We start from the raw sequence: 16268 nt of genomic DNA, 5'->3' as shown, positions 1-16268 counted from the left end.
GTCATAGGCCACATATCCGAGTCGTTCATAGAGGGCGCGGGCCCTGGGATTGGACTCTTCCATCGATCTTCACGGTGGCGGCGCCGGACGGCACCGCCAGGGCCGCGGCCGCCGACGGCCGGGTCCGGGTGCTGAGCTACAACATCCACGACGCCGTCAACCAGAGCGGCGAGCTCGACCCCGAGGGCGTCGCGAAGACGATCGAGGGGCAGCGCGCCGACGTGGTGCTGCTGCAGGAGGCCGGGCGCGGCTCGCTGCTGTCGGGCACCACGGACGTGGGCGTGTGGCTGTCGCGGCGGCTCGGGATGAAGCTGCTGTGGGGGCCGGCCGCCGACGGGCAGTTCGGCAACGCGATCCTGACCTCGCTGCCGGTGGTGCGGTCGGGGACCGGCCGGATGCCCAAGGGCGACTGGTCGCAGATCCGCGGGTACGTGTGGGCCCGGCTGAAGGTCGGCGGGCAGACCATGGACGTCTGGTCGACCCACCTGGAGGGCGGCGCCGACGAGTCCCGCGAGCGGAGCCGCGAGATCGCCGGGCTGCTGCGGGCCTGGGGCGGCGCGCCCCGCACGATCATCGGCGGCGACTTCAACGCCGAGCCCGGCAGCACCGAGATCGCCTCGATGCTGACCGGCACCGAGCTGCGCAGCGCCGCGGTCGGCGGCGACGCGTCCCCGACGACGGCGGACGGGCGCCGGGTCGACTGGGTCTTCGGCACCGACGACCTGCTGTTCGGCGACTACGACGTGCCGCGGTCGGCGGCGTCCGACCACTATCCGGTCGCGGTGACCGTCCGGATCGCCGGTTGACCGTCCGCGCCGTGCCCGTCCCGCTAGGGTTCGCCCCATGAGCGAACAGGCGGCGGTCTCGATCGGGAGGGCCGGGCCCGGCGACGCGGGCGAGATCCTCACCGTGCAGCGCGCGGCGTACGTCGCCGAGGCCCAGCTCTACGGCGATCCGTTCATCCCGCCGCTGGTGGAGTCGTACGACCAGCTGCGCAGGCTGATCGCCGGCGACGCGGTGGTGCTCGCGGCCCGGTCCGGGCCGCGCCTCGTGGGGGCCGTCCGGGCGCAGTTCAGCGACCACACGTGCCTGGTCGGCCGGCTCGTCGTCGCCCCGGACATGCAGGGCCGCGGCGTCGGGAGCGGCCTGATGGAGGCGCTGGAGGCGGAGGTGGCCGGCCGCGCGGACGCGTGCGTGCTGTTCACCGGCCACCTCAGCGAGGACAACCTGCGCCTGTACCGGCGGCTCGGCTACAGCGAGACCCACCGGGAGCGGATCGCGGCCCACCTCACGCTGGTCCACATGCGCAAGCCCCTCGTGGCGGCGGCCGCGGGCTGACGCTCTACTGTGGTCCCGTGCTGAAAGTGGGACTTACCGGCGGTATCGGGTCGGGCAAGAGCGCGGTGTCGGCGCTGCTCCAGGAGCGCGGCGCGGTGATCGTCGACGCCGACAGGATCGCGCGGGAGGTGGTCGAGCCGGGGACGCCCGGACTGGCCGCGGTGGTCGCGGAGTTCGGGGACGGCGTGCTGCTCCCCGACGGTTCCCTGGACCGGGAGCATGTGGGGCGGATCGTGTTCGCCGACCGCGACCGGCTCGCCGCCCTGAACGCCATCGTGCACCCCCTGGTGGGGGCGCGGATGCAGGAGCTGGAGGACGCCGCCGCGCGGGACGCCGTCGTCGTCCACGACGTCCCGCTGCTCACCGAGAACGGCCTGGCCGCCGCGTACGACGTGGTCGTGGTCGTGGACGCCCCGGTCGAGACGCAGGTGGAGCGGCTGACCGGCCCGCGCGGCATGGCCGAGGAGGACGCCCGCGCCCGGATCGGGCACCAGGCGTCCCGCGAGGCCCGCCGCGCGATCGCCGACCACGTGATCGACAACTCCGGCTCGCTGGACGACCTCAAGGCCCAGGTGGACGCCCTCTGGGAGACCCTGACGCGCCGCGCCGCCTGATCCGTTCGGGCATGATGGCCCGATGCGGGTGACGTGGGCGACGGATCAGGGCAGTCCGGACCGGCGGAACGAGGACTTCGTGGCGGCCGCCCCGGGCGCGGTGGTCGTCCTCGACGGCTGCGGGCTGCCGCTGGGCACCGATCTGGGCTGCGTGCACGGCACCGCCTGGTACGCCCGCTCGCTCGGCATGAGGCTGCTCTCACGGCTCGTGGACGGGCTGGGCGAGGCTCCGCAGGCCGCGCCCCCGGTAGGGCCTCCTGAGGGCGCTCACAGCCCCGGAGAGCGTCCTCTGGTCGCCCGGCTGGCCGGCGCGATCGCCGACGTGGCGGCGTCCCACCGCGCGACGTGCGATCTGTCGTACCGGACGACGCCCGCCGCCACCGTCCTGGCCCTGCGCGTGCGCGGCGATCTCGTCGACCACCTCGTCCTGGCCGACTCGACGCTCCTCTTGGAGGGCCCGGACGGACTCCAGGAGATCACCGGCGGCCCGTACTACGCCGCCGCCGACCCCCGCGCCGCCGAGTACGCGATCACCGGCACCGTCCCCCTGGCGGATCTCCGCGACGCCTACCTGCTCACCGACGGCGCCACCCGCCTCGCCGACCTGTTCGGCGCGACCGACTGGCGCGGCCTCGCCGGCCTGATCGCCCGCGAGGGCCCCGCGGCGCTGATCGCCCGCACCCGCGAGGCCGAGCGCACCGACCCCGCGGCGACCCGCTGGCCCCGCTCCAAACCCCACGACGACGCCACCGCCGCCCACGTCTCCTTCCGGTAGGACGCGGACGCGCGGTCAGAACTCGGCGTCCAGGGGGATCTGGCGGACGTCGGGGAGGTAGGCGTCGAGTTCGCCCGGTTCGAAGCGGCACATGGCGATCGCGTACCAGAACTCGCCCGAGGCGTCGCCCTCGCGCTTGTAGCGGCCTTCGGGGGACAGCGCGGCCCAGCCCTCCGGGAGGCCCAGGAGGGTGGCGCGGCGGGCGGGGGCGCCCTCGGCGGGGACGTTCCAGACGATCACGGCGCCGTCGTCGCCGGCGCTGGCGAGCAGGGAGCCGTCCGGGCTGAAGGCGACCGACCAGACGCGCTGGGTGTGGCCGGTGACCGCGTGCAGGTGGCGGCCGGTGCGCGGGTTCCAGAAGCGGATGGCCAGGTCGTCGCCCGCCGTCGCCAGCAGGGTGCCGTCGGGGCTGAACGCGCACGTCCACAGGCGGCCGGTGTGCCGGGTCAGGACGTGCGTGGCGGTGCCGGCGCGCACGTCCCAGACGCGGGCGGTGCCGTCGTTGCTCGCGCTGGCCAGCAGCTCGCCGGAACGGTCGAACGCCACCCGGTAGACGCGGTCGCCGTGGCCCTCCAGGGCGGTGAGGCACTCGCCCGTACGGGTGTCCCAGACGCGGACGAGGCCGTCGTCGCAGCCGGTGGCGATGGTGCTCCCGTCCGGGCTGAAGTCGATCGAGCGGACGCGGCCCCGGTGGTCGGCGAGGTTGACGGTCTCGCGGCCGGTCGTCCAGTACCAGAGGCGCACGCTGTCGTCGTCGTTGGCGGTGGCCAGGACGTCGCCGTCCGGGCCGAACGCCTGCGCCCACACGTGGTCGGTCTCGACGTTCAGCTCGCGCTCGAACGTGCCGGTGCCGGCCTGCCACAGGTGGACGCCGCCGTCGTTGGTGGCGGTGGCCAGCTGCGTCCCGGCCGGGTTGAACGCGGCGGAGGTGAGGTTGTCGGCGACGCCGTGCAGCTCGCGGACCAGGCGGCCGGTCCGGGGCTCCCAGAGGCGGACGAGGCCGTCGTTGCCGCTGCTGGCGAGGAGGGTGCCGTCGGGGCTGAACGCCACGCCGGTCGCGCGCCGGCCGTGGCCGCGCAGGACGACGCGGCACTGGCCCGTCTCGGCGTCCCAGATCCGGGCGGTGCCGTCGTTGCTGGTGGTGGCCAGCTGGGCGCCGTCCGGGCGGAACGCGAACGGCCACACCGCGCCCCGGTGCCCGGCCAGCTCCAGCCGCTGCCGGCCCGTCTCGGGGTCCCACAGCCGGACGGATCCGGCGCTGTCGGCGGTGGCGAGCCGGGCGCCGTCGGGGCTGAACGTGGTCTGGTAGATCGCGCCGCCGTGGCCGGGCAGCGCCGCCCTGGGGCGGCCCTGCTCCCAGAGCCGCACCGAGCCGTCGGTGTCGCCGGTGACCAGGAGGTCGCCGCCGGGGTGGAAGGCGATCGCGTAGACGCGGCCGGTGTGGCCGAGCAGCTCTTCGCGGATCTCGCCGGTGCGGATGTCCCACAGGCGCACGACGCCGGCCTCGTCGCCCGCCGCGAGGAGGGCGCCGTCCGGATGGAAGACGGCGCGGAACACCGCCCCCTGGTGGCCGGTGAGCGTGCGCCGTAGTTCGCCGGCGGCCAGGTCCCACACGCGCAGGGTCCCGCCCGCGTCGCCGGTGACCATGAGGGAGGCGGCGGGGTCGAACACGGCCGTGTAGACGGGCGCGTCGTGGCCGGGCAGCTCGTGCCGCAGGGCGCCGGTGGCGGAGTCCCAGACGCGGATCGTCCCGCCGGCGTCCCCCGCCGCGACCAGCGGGTCGGGGCCGGGGCCGACGACGACGGGCCAGACGCCGTCGGGGTGGACGGTGAGGGTGTGCGCGGTGCGGCCGGTGGCGAGGTCCCAGATCCGGACCGTCCCGTCGGCGGCGCCGGTGACCAGGCGGTTCCCGCCGGCGTCGAACGCGACGGCGTACGCGCGGCCGCGGTGCCCGAGGAGGGTGCGCAGCGGCGCGCCGGTGACGGCGTCGCAGATGATCACGCCGCCGTCCTCGCAGCCCACCGCCAGCACCGAGCCGCCGGGGCTGTAGGCGAGCGGGCGGGGCAGCCGGCTGGTCTTGAAGTGGAACCCGTACGGGACGCCCACCGCGGCCGGCGCGACCTGGATGTCGATCGGGCGCCCGGGGGCGACCGCCGCCTCGCGCAGCTCGGGGGAGCGGGCGATGCGGTCGGGCAGGTCGGCGGCGATGAGCGCGGCACGCGTCCAGCGGCCGCCCGCCACGTCGGCGTCGCGCAGGTCCGCGCGGGCGAGGCGGGCCCGGGACAGGTCGGCGCCGCGCAGGTCGGCGCCGGTCAGCCGGGCCTCGTCCAGCCGCGCCCCGGCCAGCGAGGCGTCCCGCAGCACGGCCCGCGACAGGTTCGCGCCGACCAGCTGCGCGTCGGTCAGGTCGGCGCCGGTGAGGTCGACCTCCTGCAGGTCCCGGTACGACAGGTCCTCGCCCTGGAGGCGGGCGCCGCGCAGGTCGGTGCGGGCGGGCGTGCGCAGCCGCGTGGTGATCTTGATGGCGTTGGCGCGGGCGGTGTCGGCGGCGGCCGGATCGGCCAGCACCCCGGCGGCCCAGTCCTGGCAGGCGCGGGTGTCGGCCAGGTCGCACAGGAAGTCCACGGTGAGCTGCGACAGCGGGCGCAGCGACAGCGCCCGCGGCGCGCCGCCGGCCGCGAAGTCCCGGGCGATGTGCCGCGCCACCAGCCACTCCATCACCGACGCGTGGATGAACCCGAACAGGCCCTCCTCGGTACGGACCAGCAGGCTCCCCGCGCCCATCGCGTGGGTGACCTGGTGCGGCGACAGCCGCCCCTCAGCGAGGCCGCTCAGCGCGCCGGCGACGTCGGCCAGGTCCGCCAGCCGCAGGAACTGCTCGTCGCCCTCCCACAGCCGCAGCGCCAGCGTGTCCACGGCCCGCCACATGTCGTCGGCCGCGAGCCCCGAGGGCCCGCCCGTCTGCCGGACCCGCTCGGCCTCGTACGCCAGCCAGGACGACAGGATCTCGTGGTACAGGTCGGCGGGGCTGACCGTCGAGCGCGCCTGCGCCACCGCGCGCAGCCGGTCCTCGGGGAGCTCGGCGATGAAGCTCAGCATGCGCGGGTTGCCGGTGAGGTTCAGCAGCTCCTCGATCTCGCCGAGCGTGCGCAGCCGCTCCTCGGCGGCGGCCACGTCCCCGTCGTACCGGCCGACCAGGTACGAGCGGACCTGGCCCGGGTCGAACTCCTCCAGGCCGAGGACGCGCCGGTGCGGCAGCACGCCCACCTTCTCGCCCAGCGCGGTCAGCACCTGCGCCTGCGACTTGAAGTGCTGCGTGCGGCTCGCCACGACGATCTTCGCCTTGTCCTGCGCCGCCTGGAGCAGCGTGTCGAGGTGGTCGGCGGCCTGGTCGTAGGTGACCCGGGTGACCAGCTCGTCGAACCCGTCGAACAGCAGCACGATGCGGCCCTGCCGCAGCATGTAGTGGAACGCCTTGAGGTCGATGAGCTCCTCGCCGTGGTTGGCCAGGTGCGCGGCGACCAGCCCGTCCACCGAGTGCGCCTTGTCGAGCGCGCGCAGCTCGATGAGGATCGGGATGACGTGCGGCAGCTCCGCCGGGATGCGGCGGGCCAGCTCGCGCAGCGCGAACGTCTTGCCGCGGCCGAAGTCGCCGAGCAGCAGCAGGAAGCGCCCGTGGTCGGCCGCCAGCAGCCGCAGCATCTCGCCGACCACGTCCTCTTGCACGTCCTCTTGAACGCCGTCCTGGACGCCGCCGCGCGCCTCCGCGGAGCGGTCGGGGAGGCGGTCGAGGTCGCGGTACCGCTGCGGCACGTACAGGGACGGCGGGTACAGCGCCCCGGAGGCGAGCCGCGCCGTCTGCCCCGACACGTACTCCGACAGGTCCAGCAGGCCCTGGAACTCGGTCAGGCTGCGCAGGCGGATGCCGCGCCGCAGCGCGTCCTCGCGGAGGGAGCGCGGCGGCGCCGGCCCCAGGAACACCAGCTCGGACCCGTAGTCGGCGCCGTCGGCGTGCACGTGCCGGACGAACGCGTCGACGTCGTCCTCCGTCACCTGCCCGACGTGCGCGCCGATTCGGTACTGGCGGACGAAGCCGTCCTCCATGTGCGCGAGCAGGAGGTGCGGCGGGTCCGCCTGGATGCGGCGGATGGTGGCCTTCTCGAACCGGGTCTCGCACGCCTCGGTGATGCGGTCGAGGAGCCGTTCGGTGGGGTCGGGCGTCGGCTCGACGGGGCCGCCCGCGTCCGCCCGGGCGCCGTCCGCCGGGGCGAACGGCGGCTCCACGGCGGGGCGCTCCGGTTCCCGCGCCCGCGGCACGGGGAACGTCCCGGACGCCTTCGCCCACTCCCGGTCGAGCCGCTCGGGGCCGCGCCGTGCCGCGTCCTCGGGGACCCAGCGCTCCAGGCCGTCCCGCTTGACCACGAGGACCTGGTGGCGTCCCGGCCCCAGCGCCGGCACGGACGGCACGCCCGTGCCCGTCAGCGGGATCGCCCCGAACTCGGTCCCGGTGCCCTGGAGGAAGACGTTCACGTGCCCTCCCAGCAGGGAGTCCACCGCGTCGGCGTCGCGCAGCGCGCCCGGCTCGCCGGCGACCGGCGCGTGCTCCACCGCCGCGAGCCGCAGCCAGCCGTCGTCCTCGAAGTGCCGCAGCCGCTCGGTGAACCAGGCGGTTTGCGCCTGCCCCACCTGCCCGTACCGGTCCTCGGGCCGGTGCGACTGCGGCAGCGTGGAGTTCAGGCCCGCCACCACGACCTTCAGATCGGCGACCGGGAACAGCGTCCACGGCTGGGCGCTGTCGAAGATCAGCGCGTCGAGTCCCTGGTAGAACTCCTTGAACAGCCCCGAGAAGTGCCGCCACTTGGGCCAGTACGGCGGCTGCGGGTCGATGTCGTCGGCCTCGCAGCTGGAGAAGTACGCCTGGCAGGCCGCCCGCGTCACGTCGTGCGTGCCCGGGACGACCACGACGCGCTGCGCCTCCAGCCCCAGCAGCGCGCGCAGGCTCGTCAGGAACGACAGCGCCTCGCCGAACTCCTTGCGGCTCCCCGAGTGGGTGAGGTTGCCCGTGACGACGAGCAGCTCGGGGCGCGGGACGCCCATGTCCGCCAGCCGCGTCACGTCGCTGTAGATGTGGTCCTGCAGTTCGGTCGCCGTGGTGGGCTCGCCCGGCTCCGCCAGGGTGCGGCCGAAGCGCGGCCCCGGGATGTGCAGGACGCTCAGGTGCTCGCGCGGCTCCTCGCCCCCGCCTCCCGCCTCGGCGGGGAACGCCGGCGCGACCACGGGAGCGCGCCGGAGAGGGCGTTCCCCTGAGGCGCCGGGGAGCCGGCCGTGGGCGGCGGGGTCCTCGGGCTCCGGCTCGACACGTCCCTGCAGGGAGGGCCGCCCGGAGGGGGGCGCGTCCCCTCGGCCTCCTCCGGGGAAGCCGGGGCCGTCCAGCGGGCGGGCGTGCCCCGCGAGCGCCTCGCCGATCCGCCGCATCAGCAGCCCGCGCGCCTGGTCCGGGTCGTCGACGCCCACCAGGTCCACGTACGTGATCGTGGACAGCAGCCCGTCGATCGGGCACTCCTCGATCCGCACCGTCACCAGCTTGCTCGCCGGATCGTCCGGGTCGGCGCGCAGCGCCGTCATCCACTCCCACCGGCCGTACCGCGACCGCAGGTAGTTGCGCGACAGCACCGCCACCACGACCTTGGCCTCCGACAGGCCGCGGTCCATGAAGTCGATGAAGTTGGTGCCCGGGACGAAGTCCCACGCCTGCATCATCGTCCGGTGCCCGGCCGCCTCCAGCTGCCAGGCGATCCAGGACGCCCAGCGCTCGTCGGCCGGCGAGTAGCTGATGAAGAAGTCGGTCGGGCGCTCCTGCCGCGAGGGGTCACCGGGGGGTGTCATGCGGTCAGTATCGCGCGCGATCGCCGGGTCCCGCAGGGCGGCGCGCGGCCTATGGGATCATGGCCCGCGTGGTGACGCCCGGCCCTCCCCTCCGCCGCCTGGTGCGCGGTGCGAGCGCGCTCGACTGGATCCGCGTGGGGCTGCTGGTCCTGGGCCTGGTGTTCGTGGCGACCGGCCTGCTGCCCGCGCACGAGGCCGAGGCCAGCCTGGGGCGGATCCTGCCCATGCTGGTGTTCCTGTTCGCCGTCGTGGTGCTGGCCGAGCTCACCAAGGAGGCGGGGGTCTTCGACCTCATCGCCGAACGGATCGCGCGCGCCGGCCGCGGGGCCTACGGGGTGCTGTTCCTGCTGTGCGTCGCGTTCGCCTCGGTGACGACCGTGTTCCTGAACCTCGACACCACGGCGGTGCTGCTCACGCCCGTCATGCTCGCGCTGGCGGCCCGTACCGGCATCGCCGCCCTGCCGCTGGCCATGACGACCGTGTGGCTGGCCAACACCGCGAGCCTCCTGCTGCCCGTCTCCAACCTCACCAACCTGCTCGCCTCGGACCGGGTCGCGCTGAGCACGCCCGAGTTCGCCGCGCGTATGTGGGCGCCGCAGATCGCGTCCCTGGCCGTCACCATGGCGCTGCTGTGGGCGTTCTACTGGCGGCGGGGCGCGCGGGGGCAGGACCGCTACGAGCCGCCCGCGCCCACTCCCGTCCGCGACCGGGTGCTGTTCGGCGGGACGGGACTGGCCTGCCTTGCGTTCATCGGCGCCGTGCTGGCCGGCGCCGAGACCGGCTGGGAGATCGCGGTTGCCGCGAGCGTCGCGGCCGTCATCGCCGTGGCGGCCTTCGCCGTACGGGACCGCTCGCATCTGAAGCCCGCGCTCATCCCGTGGCAGCTGCTGGTGTTCGTCACCGGCCTGTTCCTGGTCGTCCCGACCCTGAGCCGCTACGGGCTCGACACGGTCATGCGCGGCCTCGTCGGCGAGGACGGCGGGGCGGGCGGGGCGGTCCGTGCCGCGTTCTCGGGCGCGGGCCTGTCGAACGTCCTGAACAACCTGCCCGCGTACGTGGCGGGGGAGGGCGTGATCCCCGCCGGCAACCACGACCAGCTGCTCGCGCTCCTCATCGGCACCAATGTCGGGCCGGTCATCACCCCGTGGGGGTCGCTGGCCACGCTGCTGTGGTTCGAGTGGTGCCGCCGGCGGGGCGTGACCGTTCCGATGCGCCGGTTCGTCCTCACGGGAGCGGCCCTGGGCGTGCTGGGCTGCGCCGCCGCCACCGGCGCGCTGCTCCTCACCGGTTGAGTCACCAGAGGACGCGGAACCCGCCGTCCGGCCATCCGGCGGCGTCGCGGGCCAGGTCCGGCGCCCCCGCCGTCGTCTCCAGCAGGCGGTCCAGCAGCGCCGGGCGGGCCGCGACGAAGCTGAGCTCGGCGGGGGAGCGGCCGAGGCACGCCTCGTACGGGGAGCCGTCCAGGCCGCGCAGCTCCGCGCCCGCCTCCGCCGCCAGCAGCGCCCCGGCGGGCAGGTCCACCATCTCCGGCCGGTAGCCGACGATGCCGTCGATGTCGCCGCGCGCCAGCATCGTCCACGCCACCAGCGGTGCCCACAGCTGGAGCAGCCGGCCGCAGCGCGCCTCCAGCCGCGACCTGAGGAGGAACGCCACCGGATCGCGGCGGCCCACCGGGTGGCCCTGCGTCCACGCCAGGACGGGGTTCTCGGAACGGCCCGGACGCCCCGGCCCGTCCAGCAGCAGCGGCTTCCCCGCGGGGCCGAGCGTGCCCTCGCCCCGGACGGCCGACCAGGTGCGGCCGCTCACCGGGTCGTGCACCACGCCCAGCACCGGGACGGAGTCCGCGCACAGCGCCAGGCCCACCGCGTACACCGGCATGCCGATCGCGACGTTGTTGGTGCCGTCGAGCGGATCGACCAGCCACACCAGTCCGCCGTCGCCGTCGCCGTCGCCGCCGTCACCGCCGCTCGCCCCGGATTCTTCGGCGATGATCCGGTGCCCGGGGAACGCGGCGCGCAGCCGCTCCAGGATCAGCGCCTCCGCGGCCACGTCCAGCTCCGTCACCACGTCCCCGGCCGCGTCCTTGAGCCGCACGCCCGGAACCTCGCCCCCCGAGCCCCCCGGGCCCCCTGAGCCGCCCAGCCGCGCGCGCAGCAGCGCCCCCGCCGCCTCGGCGGCCGCCACCGCCACCGAACGGGCGGCGGCGAGAAGGGCCGGAGACGCGGGGCGCGCGGAGCCGGCGGGGCTCGGTGTGGTCATGGTGGCTCTCCAGTCGGCTCGCGGCCGGTCGGGCCGGAACGGGCTCGGGACGTCAGCGCCGGGCCCCGCCGGAACCCGGCCGGGCGGCCGGGCTGCGGTACGGGCCGGGCGGGTCGCATTCCGGCGCGGCGCGCCCGCCCGCCGCCCGCGCGGCGTCGTCCAGCACGGCGTCGTCCAGCGCGGTGTCGTCCGGCGCGGCCAGGGACGGGTGGGCCGCCTCGATCCGGCGGGCCGAGCGCAGCGCCGCCCGCGCCGTCTCGTCCGGCCCGCACCGCAGCCGGCGCGACTCGTGCGACGCGCCCTCCAGCGGCCCCAGCGACAGGTCCCCGCGGCCCGGGTCCTGCCGCCCCAGCGCCACCGTCGCGGCGTCCGGGCCGCCCTCGATCACCGTGCTGTGGAACACCCCGGCCGGCAGGCTGTAGACCGCGCCGGTGCCGTGCACGCCGGCGTCGCCCTCCGCGTACCGGACCGTGCGGGCCGTGGCGCGCAGCTCGTCCACCTCGCCCCGGCTCACCACCTCGAACACCCGGTGGGTGGCGCCGCCGGGCCCGGCGGCGGGGGCGTCGGCCACGTCCGCGCGCGTGTTGCGCACCGAGCCGTACAACACGAAGCTCACCAGCTCCCAGCTATGGCAGTGGACGGCGGACGTGGTCGCCCGCACGGGCTCCACCTCCGGGGACCAGATGTGCAGGCACACCCCGAGATCGCCGCTGCGCTCCACCGGGATGCACAGGAAGCCGAGCGGGTGCCGCACCGCGCTCGCCGCCGCCCGGCCCGCGCCGATGTCGCCGAGCACCCGCCGCGCCCAGTGCGGCAGGGACTCCGCCGCCGTGCCGGCGGCGATCTCGCGGCGGATGTCGGCGTAGCGCATCACTCGTACGGGTCCTTGGGCCGCAGCGCCTTGCGGACGATCTCGACCACGTCCCGGTCGGTGTACCCCTGGGCCAGCTCGATGCCGATCACGTCGAACAGCTTGCGCACCTCCTCGACCGTCGGCTCGTCGTCCAGCGGCGCCAGCCGGGCCTGCTCCACCGGGACCCGGCGGGCCTGGTCGAGGCTGATCTGCAGCTCCGCGCTCACCCAGCCGTAGTAGAACTTGCCGCTGTCGACCACCAGCGCCTCGCCGCGCGGGTCGTCGCGCGTGACGACGACGCGGGAGGCGGACAGGTCGTACCGCAGCGTCGTCATCGTCCGGGACAGGCCGATGTCGATGTCGAGCATCCCGAACCGCTGCTTGTGCCAGCACGCCGCCAGGATCGTCGCGTACGCCTCCTTGCGGGTGCGCTCCAGCGTCCACGGCTCGCCGGTGGCGTCCGGGCCCTCGGCGACCGAGCGCCGGTGCCGCGCGTAGTCCTCGCAGACCGCCGCGTCCGACGGGTCGATGATCTCCATCCGGAACAGCAGCGCGCGCCGCTCCCGGCGGGCCGCGGCCACGCACTCCGGCAGCGTCCGGGCGCGGATGTAGGTGCCGGTGCCGCCCTTGAAGAACCACCGGTCGGTGTCGCGCCGGGCCTCCTCCAGCACCTGCGCCACCTGGGCGCCGCTGATCACCCGGACGACCGCGCTCTCGTCCAGCGCCCTCCGGGTGCCGGCCACGACCTCCTCGAACGACTCCAGCCGGTCCAGCTTGCGGTCGAGCCCGTCCAGCGTCGCCGACGACGACCGCAGCGTGTCCCTGACCTCGGCCTCCACCGGGGCCCGGCGGCCTCTGTCGCGCAGCACGGAGGTGGCCAGCAGGCCCACCACCGCCAGCACGGCGCTGTTGGTGATCTCGTCCTCGTTCGGCATGTTCACGCCGAGGCCGAGCACGGCGACGACCACGGCCAAGATCAGCGCGATGAGGGCGTCGGCGTTCTTCCCTAGCCAGGTGGCGAAGCGGGTCATCGTGTGCGGCATCCCCGTCCTTGTCGGCGCCGTCATGGTAACCACCCCGTCCGGCGCCGGGCCACCGCCCCAGGGCCCGCCCCGCCGCGCCTCCCGGGCGGCGGCGGCCCTTGCGGGGCGGCCCCTCCGCTGGCTATAGGCTCCTGCCATGGGTTTCCGGGGCTGGTGGACGGGGCTGTGGCCGACGCGCCGCTCCCGCGTCCTGGACATCGCCCTGGCGGTGACCGCCGCGGCGTTCGACCCCGCCTGGCTCTGGTTCGCGCCGCAGGACTTCTGGCTGCCCCGGTGGGAGGTCTCGGCCGCCAGCGCCGTCCTCGGGCTGGCACTGGTCGTGCGCCGCCGCCACCCGGTGGCGCTCGCCCTGGGCGGCACCCTGTTCGCCACCGTGACCGGCGGGGGCGGCGTGTCCGCGCTGATCATGATGTACTCGCTGGGCGCGTACACGACCTGCCGGCGCGCGATCATCGCGATCACGGTCCTGAGCTACCTGCTGTTCCTGGCCTTCCCGTCGCCCACCGCCACCGCCGACTCGTTCCTCGTGCAGGCGATCTCGGGGTTCGCGTTCACCGCGCCGCCCGTGCTGCTCGGCCTCTACATGGGCACCCGGAAGCAGCTCTTCGCCTCCCTCCAGGAACGCGCCGAACGCCTCGAACGCGAGCAGCACCTCCTGGCCGAGCGCGCCCGCGGCGAGGAGCGCACCAGGATCGCCCGGGAGATGCACGACGTCGTCGCCAACCGCGTCAGCGTCATGGTCGTCCACGCCGGCGCCCTCAAGGCCGTCGCCCGCCGCGACCCCGACCAGGCCGCCGAGACCGCCGCCGTCATCGGCGACATGGGCCGGCAGGCCCTGGAGGAGCTCCGGCAGGTGATCGGGGTGCTGCGGCAGGGCGAGGAGGCCCTCGCGCAGACCTCGCCCACCCTCGACGACGTCCGCGACCTCGTCCACCAGTCCACCGCCGCCGGGCTCACCGTGGAACTGGCCGTGCGCGGCGAGGAGCGCCCGATGCCCGCCGCCGTGGGGCGGACGCTGTACCGGCTCGTCCAGGAGGCCCTCACGAACGTGCACAAGCACGCCGGGGACGCCGACACCGCGATCGTCGTGGGCCTGGCGCCCGAGGCGGTCGAGGCCGAGATCAGCAACGCCGCGCCGCGCGAGGCGCCCCGGCACGGCCTGCCCAGCGGCGGGAACGGCCTGCTCGGCCTGCGCGAGCGGGTGACCGCGCTCGGCGGCACCCTGGAGGCCGGCCCCCGCGACGGCGGCTTCGCCGTCAGGGCCCGCATCCCGCTCCCCTCTGACCTGCGGAAATAAACCGCCGTCCCGGATTGTCGTCCCCCCTGCATACAGTTGGGGGACGGGACTTTCAGGGGAAGAGGCGAGGATGCGGCCGATCACGGATTTGCAGCGGACGGTGGCGCCGTTCGAGGTCGTCACGGAGATGACGCCCTCCGGCGACCAGCCGGCGGCCATCGCGGGCCTCGTCGAGCGGGTGACCCGCGGCGACAAGGACAGCGTGCTGCTGGGCGCCACCGGCACCGGCAAGACCGCCACGATCGCCTGGCTGGTGGAGAAGCTGCAGCGGCCCGTCCTGGTCATGCAGCCCAACAAGACCCTGGCCGCCCAGTTCGCCAACGAGCTGCGCGAGATGCTGCCCAACAACGCCGTCGAGTACTTCGTCTCGTACTACGACTACTACCAGCCCGAGGCGTACATCCCGCAGACCGACACCTACATCGAGAAGGACTCCTCGATCAACGACGAGGTCGACCGGCTGCGGCACTCGGCGACCAACTCGCTGCTCACCCGCCGCGACACCATCGTGGTCGCGTCCGTCTCCTGCATCTACGGCCTGGGCACCCCGCAGGAGTACGTCGACCGCATGATCAGGCTCCGCGTCGGCGACGAGATCGACCGCGACGACCTGCTCCGGAGCCTGGTCGGCAGCCAGTACACCCGCAACGACCTCGCCTTCACCCGCGGCACGTTCCGGGTGCGCGGCGACACGATCGAGATCATCCCGCAGTACGAGGAGCTCGCCGTCCGGATCGAGATGTTCGGCGACGAGATCGAGAAGCTCGCCACCCTGCACCCGCTGACCGGCGAGGTGCTCAGCGAGGACCAGGAGCTGTACGTCTTCCCGGCCTCCCACTACGTCGCGGGCCCCGAGCGGATGGAGCGCGCGATCCGCGACATCGAGGCCGAGCTGGAGGAGACCCTGGCCCGGATGGAGTCCCAGGGCAAGCTCCTGGAGGCCCAGCGCCTGCGCATGCGCACCACGTACGACATCGAGATGATGCGCCAGGTCGGCACCTGCTCCGGCATCGAGAACTACTCCCGCCACATGGACGGCCGCGGCGCCGGCACCGCGCCCAACACCCTCCTCGACTTCTTCCCCGAGGACTTCCTGCTGGTCGTCGACGAGTCGCACCAGACCGTCCCGCAGATCGGCGCGATGTACGAGGGCGACGCCTCCCGCAAGCGGATGCTCGTCGAGCACGGCTTCCGGCTCCCGTCCGCGATGGACAACCGCCCGCTGAAGTGGGAGGAGTTCCTGGAGCGCATCGGCCAGACCGTCTACCTGTCGGCCACGCCCGGCTCGTACGAGATGAACCGCGTCCAGGGCGACGTCGTCGAGCAGGTCATCCGCCCCACCGGCCTGGTCGACCCCGAGATCGTCGTCAAGTCCACCAAGGGCCAGATCGACGACCTCGTCCACGAGATCCGCGAGCGCACCGAGAAGGACGAGCGCGTCCTGGTCACCACCCTGACCAAGAAGATGGCCGAGGACCTCACCGACTACCTCCTCGAACTCGGCATCCAGGTCCGCTACCTGCACAGCGAGGTCGACACCCTGCGCCGCATCGAGCTGCTGCGCGAGCTGCGCGCCGGCGAGTTCGACGTCCTGGTCGGCATCAACCTGCTGCGCGAGGGCCTCGACCTTCCCGAGGTGTCCCTGGTCGCCATCCTGGACGCCGACAAGGAGGGCTTCCTGCGCTCCGAGACGTCCCTGATCCAGACGATCGGCCGCGCGGCCCGCAACGTCTCCGGCCAGGTCCACATGTACGCCGACACGGTCACGCCCTCGATGGAGCGCGCGATCGACGAGACCAACCGCCGTCGCGCCAAGCAGATCGCGTACAACGAGGAGCACGGCATCGAGCCCACGGCCCTCCGCAAGCGGATCGCCGACATCCTCGACTCGCTGGCCCGCGAGGACGCCGACACCGAGACCCTGATCGGCGGCGCCGGCCGCCAGCAGAGCCGCGGCAAGGCCCCCGTCCCCGGCCTGGCCTCCCGCACCCGCGAGGCGGGCCGGCACGCCGCCGACCTCGTCGGCGAGCGCCCCCGCGAGGAGCTGGAGGGCCTCATCGAGCAGATGACCGCCCAGATGCACCAGGCCGCCACCGACCTCCAGTTCGAGCTCGCCGCCCGCCTCCGCGACGAGATCAAGGAACTCAAGCGCGAGCTCCGCGAGATGAAGGAGGCCGGCGTCAAGTAGCCCGCGCCCGCCGCG

The 16268-nt window shown here is 74.6% G+C and carries 11 protein-coding genes; 7 read left to right on the top strand and 4 right to left on the bottom strand.

Annotated features, from left to right (window positions below; all coding sequences use genetic code 11):
* Positions 1–74: 74 nt before the first annotated feature.
* From AB0881_RS15240 to AB0881_RS15225, 4 genes are read left to right on the top strand one after another with little or no spacing between them, the layout of a single operon-like run.
* Positions 75–806 (top strand): endonuclease/exonuclease/phosphatase family protein, encoded by a 732-nt coding sequence (locus AB0881_RS15240; RefSeq protein WP_366617427.1) that lies wholly within the window; start codon positions 75–77, stop codon positions 804–806.
* A gap of 37 nt (positions 807–843) precedes the next feature.
* Positions 844–1338, top strand: a complete 495-nt coding sequence (locus AB0881_RS15235; protein WP_366617425.1) for a GNAT family N-acetyltransferase — start codon at positions 844–846, stop codon at positions 1336–1338.
* 17 nt (positions 1339–1355) lie between these two features.
* The gene (gene coaE, locus AB0881_RS15230) at positions 1356–1952 is read left to right on the top strand and encodes a dephospho-CoA kinase (RefSeq protein WP_366617423.1); all 597 of its coding nucleotides are present in this window, start codon (positions 1356–1358) and stop codon (positions 1950–1952) included.
* A 22-nt stretch (positions 1953–1974) separates the two neighbouring features.
* Positions 1975–2727, top strand: a complete 753-nt coding sequence (locus AB0881_RS15225; protein WP_366617422.1) for an integrase — start codon at positions 1975–1977, stop codon at positions 2725–2727.
* A 15-nt stretch (positions 2728–2742) separates the two neighbouring features.
* Here the strand turns inward: AB0881_RS15225 and AB0881_RS15220 are convergent, their stop codons facing one another.
* Positions 2743–8613: a TIR domain-containing protein gene (locus tag AB0881_RS15220; RefSeq protein WP_366617421.1), complete on the bottom strand. Its 5871-nt coding sequence runs from the start codon at positions 8611–8613 to the stop codon at positions 2743–2745.
* A 68-nt stretch (positions 8614–8681) separates the two neighbouring features.
* Here AB0881_RS15220 and AB0881_RS15215 point away from each other — a divergent pair, with 68 nt between their 5' ends.
* Positions 8682–9905, top strand: a complete 1224-nt coding sequence (locus AB0881_RS15215; RefSeq protein WP_366617419.1) for an SLC13 family permease — start codon at positions 8682–8684, stop codon at positions 9903–9905.
* A gap of 1 nt (position 9906) precedes the next feature.
* On the opposite strand, the gene AB0881_RS15210 is transcribed toward AB0881_RS15215, so the two are convergent.
* Genes AB0881_RS15210 through AB0881_RS15200 form a run of 3 tightly spaced genes read right to left on the bottom strand, consistent with a single transcriptional unit; the run spans position 9907 to position 12792 of the window.
* A complete protein-coding gene (locus AB0881_RS15210; protein ID WP_366617417.1) occupies positions 9907–10872 on the bottom strand; it encodes an inositol monophosphatase family protein in 966 nt (321 codons plus the stop codon).
* Between the two features lie 52 nt (positions 10873–10924).
* Positions 10925–11743 carry a hypothetical protein gene (locus AB0881_RS15205; protein WP_366617415.1) on the bottom strand — a complete coding sequence of 273 codons (819 nt, stop codon included), beginning with the start codon at positions 11741–11743 and terminating at the stop codon, positions 10925–10927.
* On the bottom strand, positions 11743–12792 hold the full coding sequence (locus AB0881_RS15200; protein WP_366617412.1) for a hypothetical protein: 1050 nt from the start codon (positions 12790–12792) through the stop codon (positions 11743–11745). The genes AB0881_RS15205 and AB0881_RS15200 overlap by 1 nt, the downstream gene beginning before the upstream one ends.
* Positions 12793–12904: 112 nt before the next feature.
* On the opposite strand from AB0881_RS15200, the gene AB0881_RS15195 reads away from it, so the two are divergent.
* Positions 12905–14065, top strand: a complete 1161-nt coding sequence (locus tag AB0881_RS15195) for a histidine kinase (RefSeq protein ID WP_366617410.1) — start codon at positions 12905–12907, stop codon at positions 14063–14065.
* Between the two features lie 70 nt (positions 14066–14135).
* On the top strand, positions 14136–16253 hold the full coding sequence (uvrB, locus tag AB0881_RS15190; protein ID WP_366617408.1) for an excinuclease ABC subunit UvrB: 2118 nt from the start codon (positions 14136–14138) through the stop codon (positions 16251–16253).
* The last annotated feature ends 15 nt before the right edge of the window (positions 16254–16268 follow it).

It is taken from the genome of Spirillospora sp. NPDC029432 (assembly GCF_040703975.1).
Lineage (GTDB): Bacteria > Actinomycetota > Actinomycetes > Streptosporangiales > Streptosporangiaceae > Spirillospora.
This window is presented reverse-complemented; position numbering and strand designations above follow the sequence as displayed.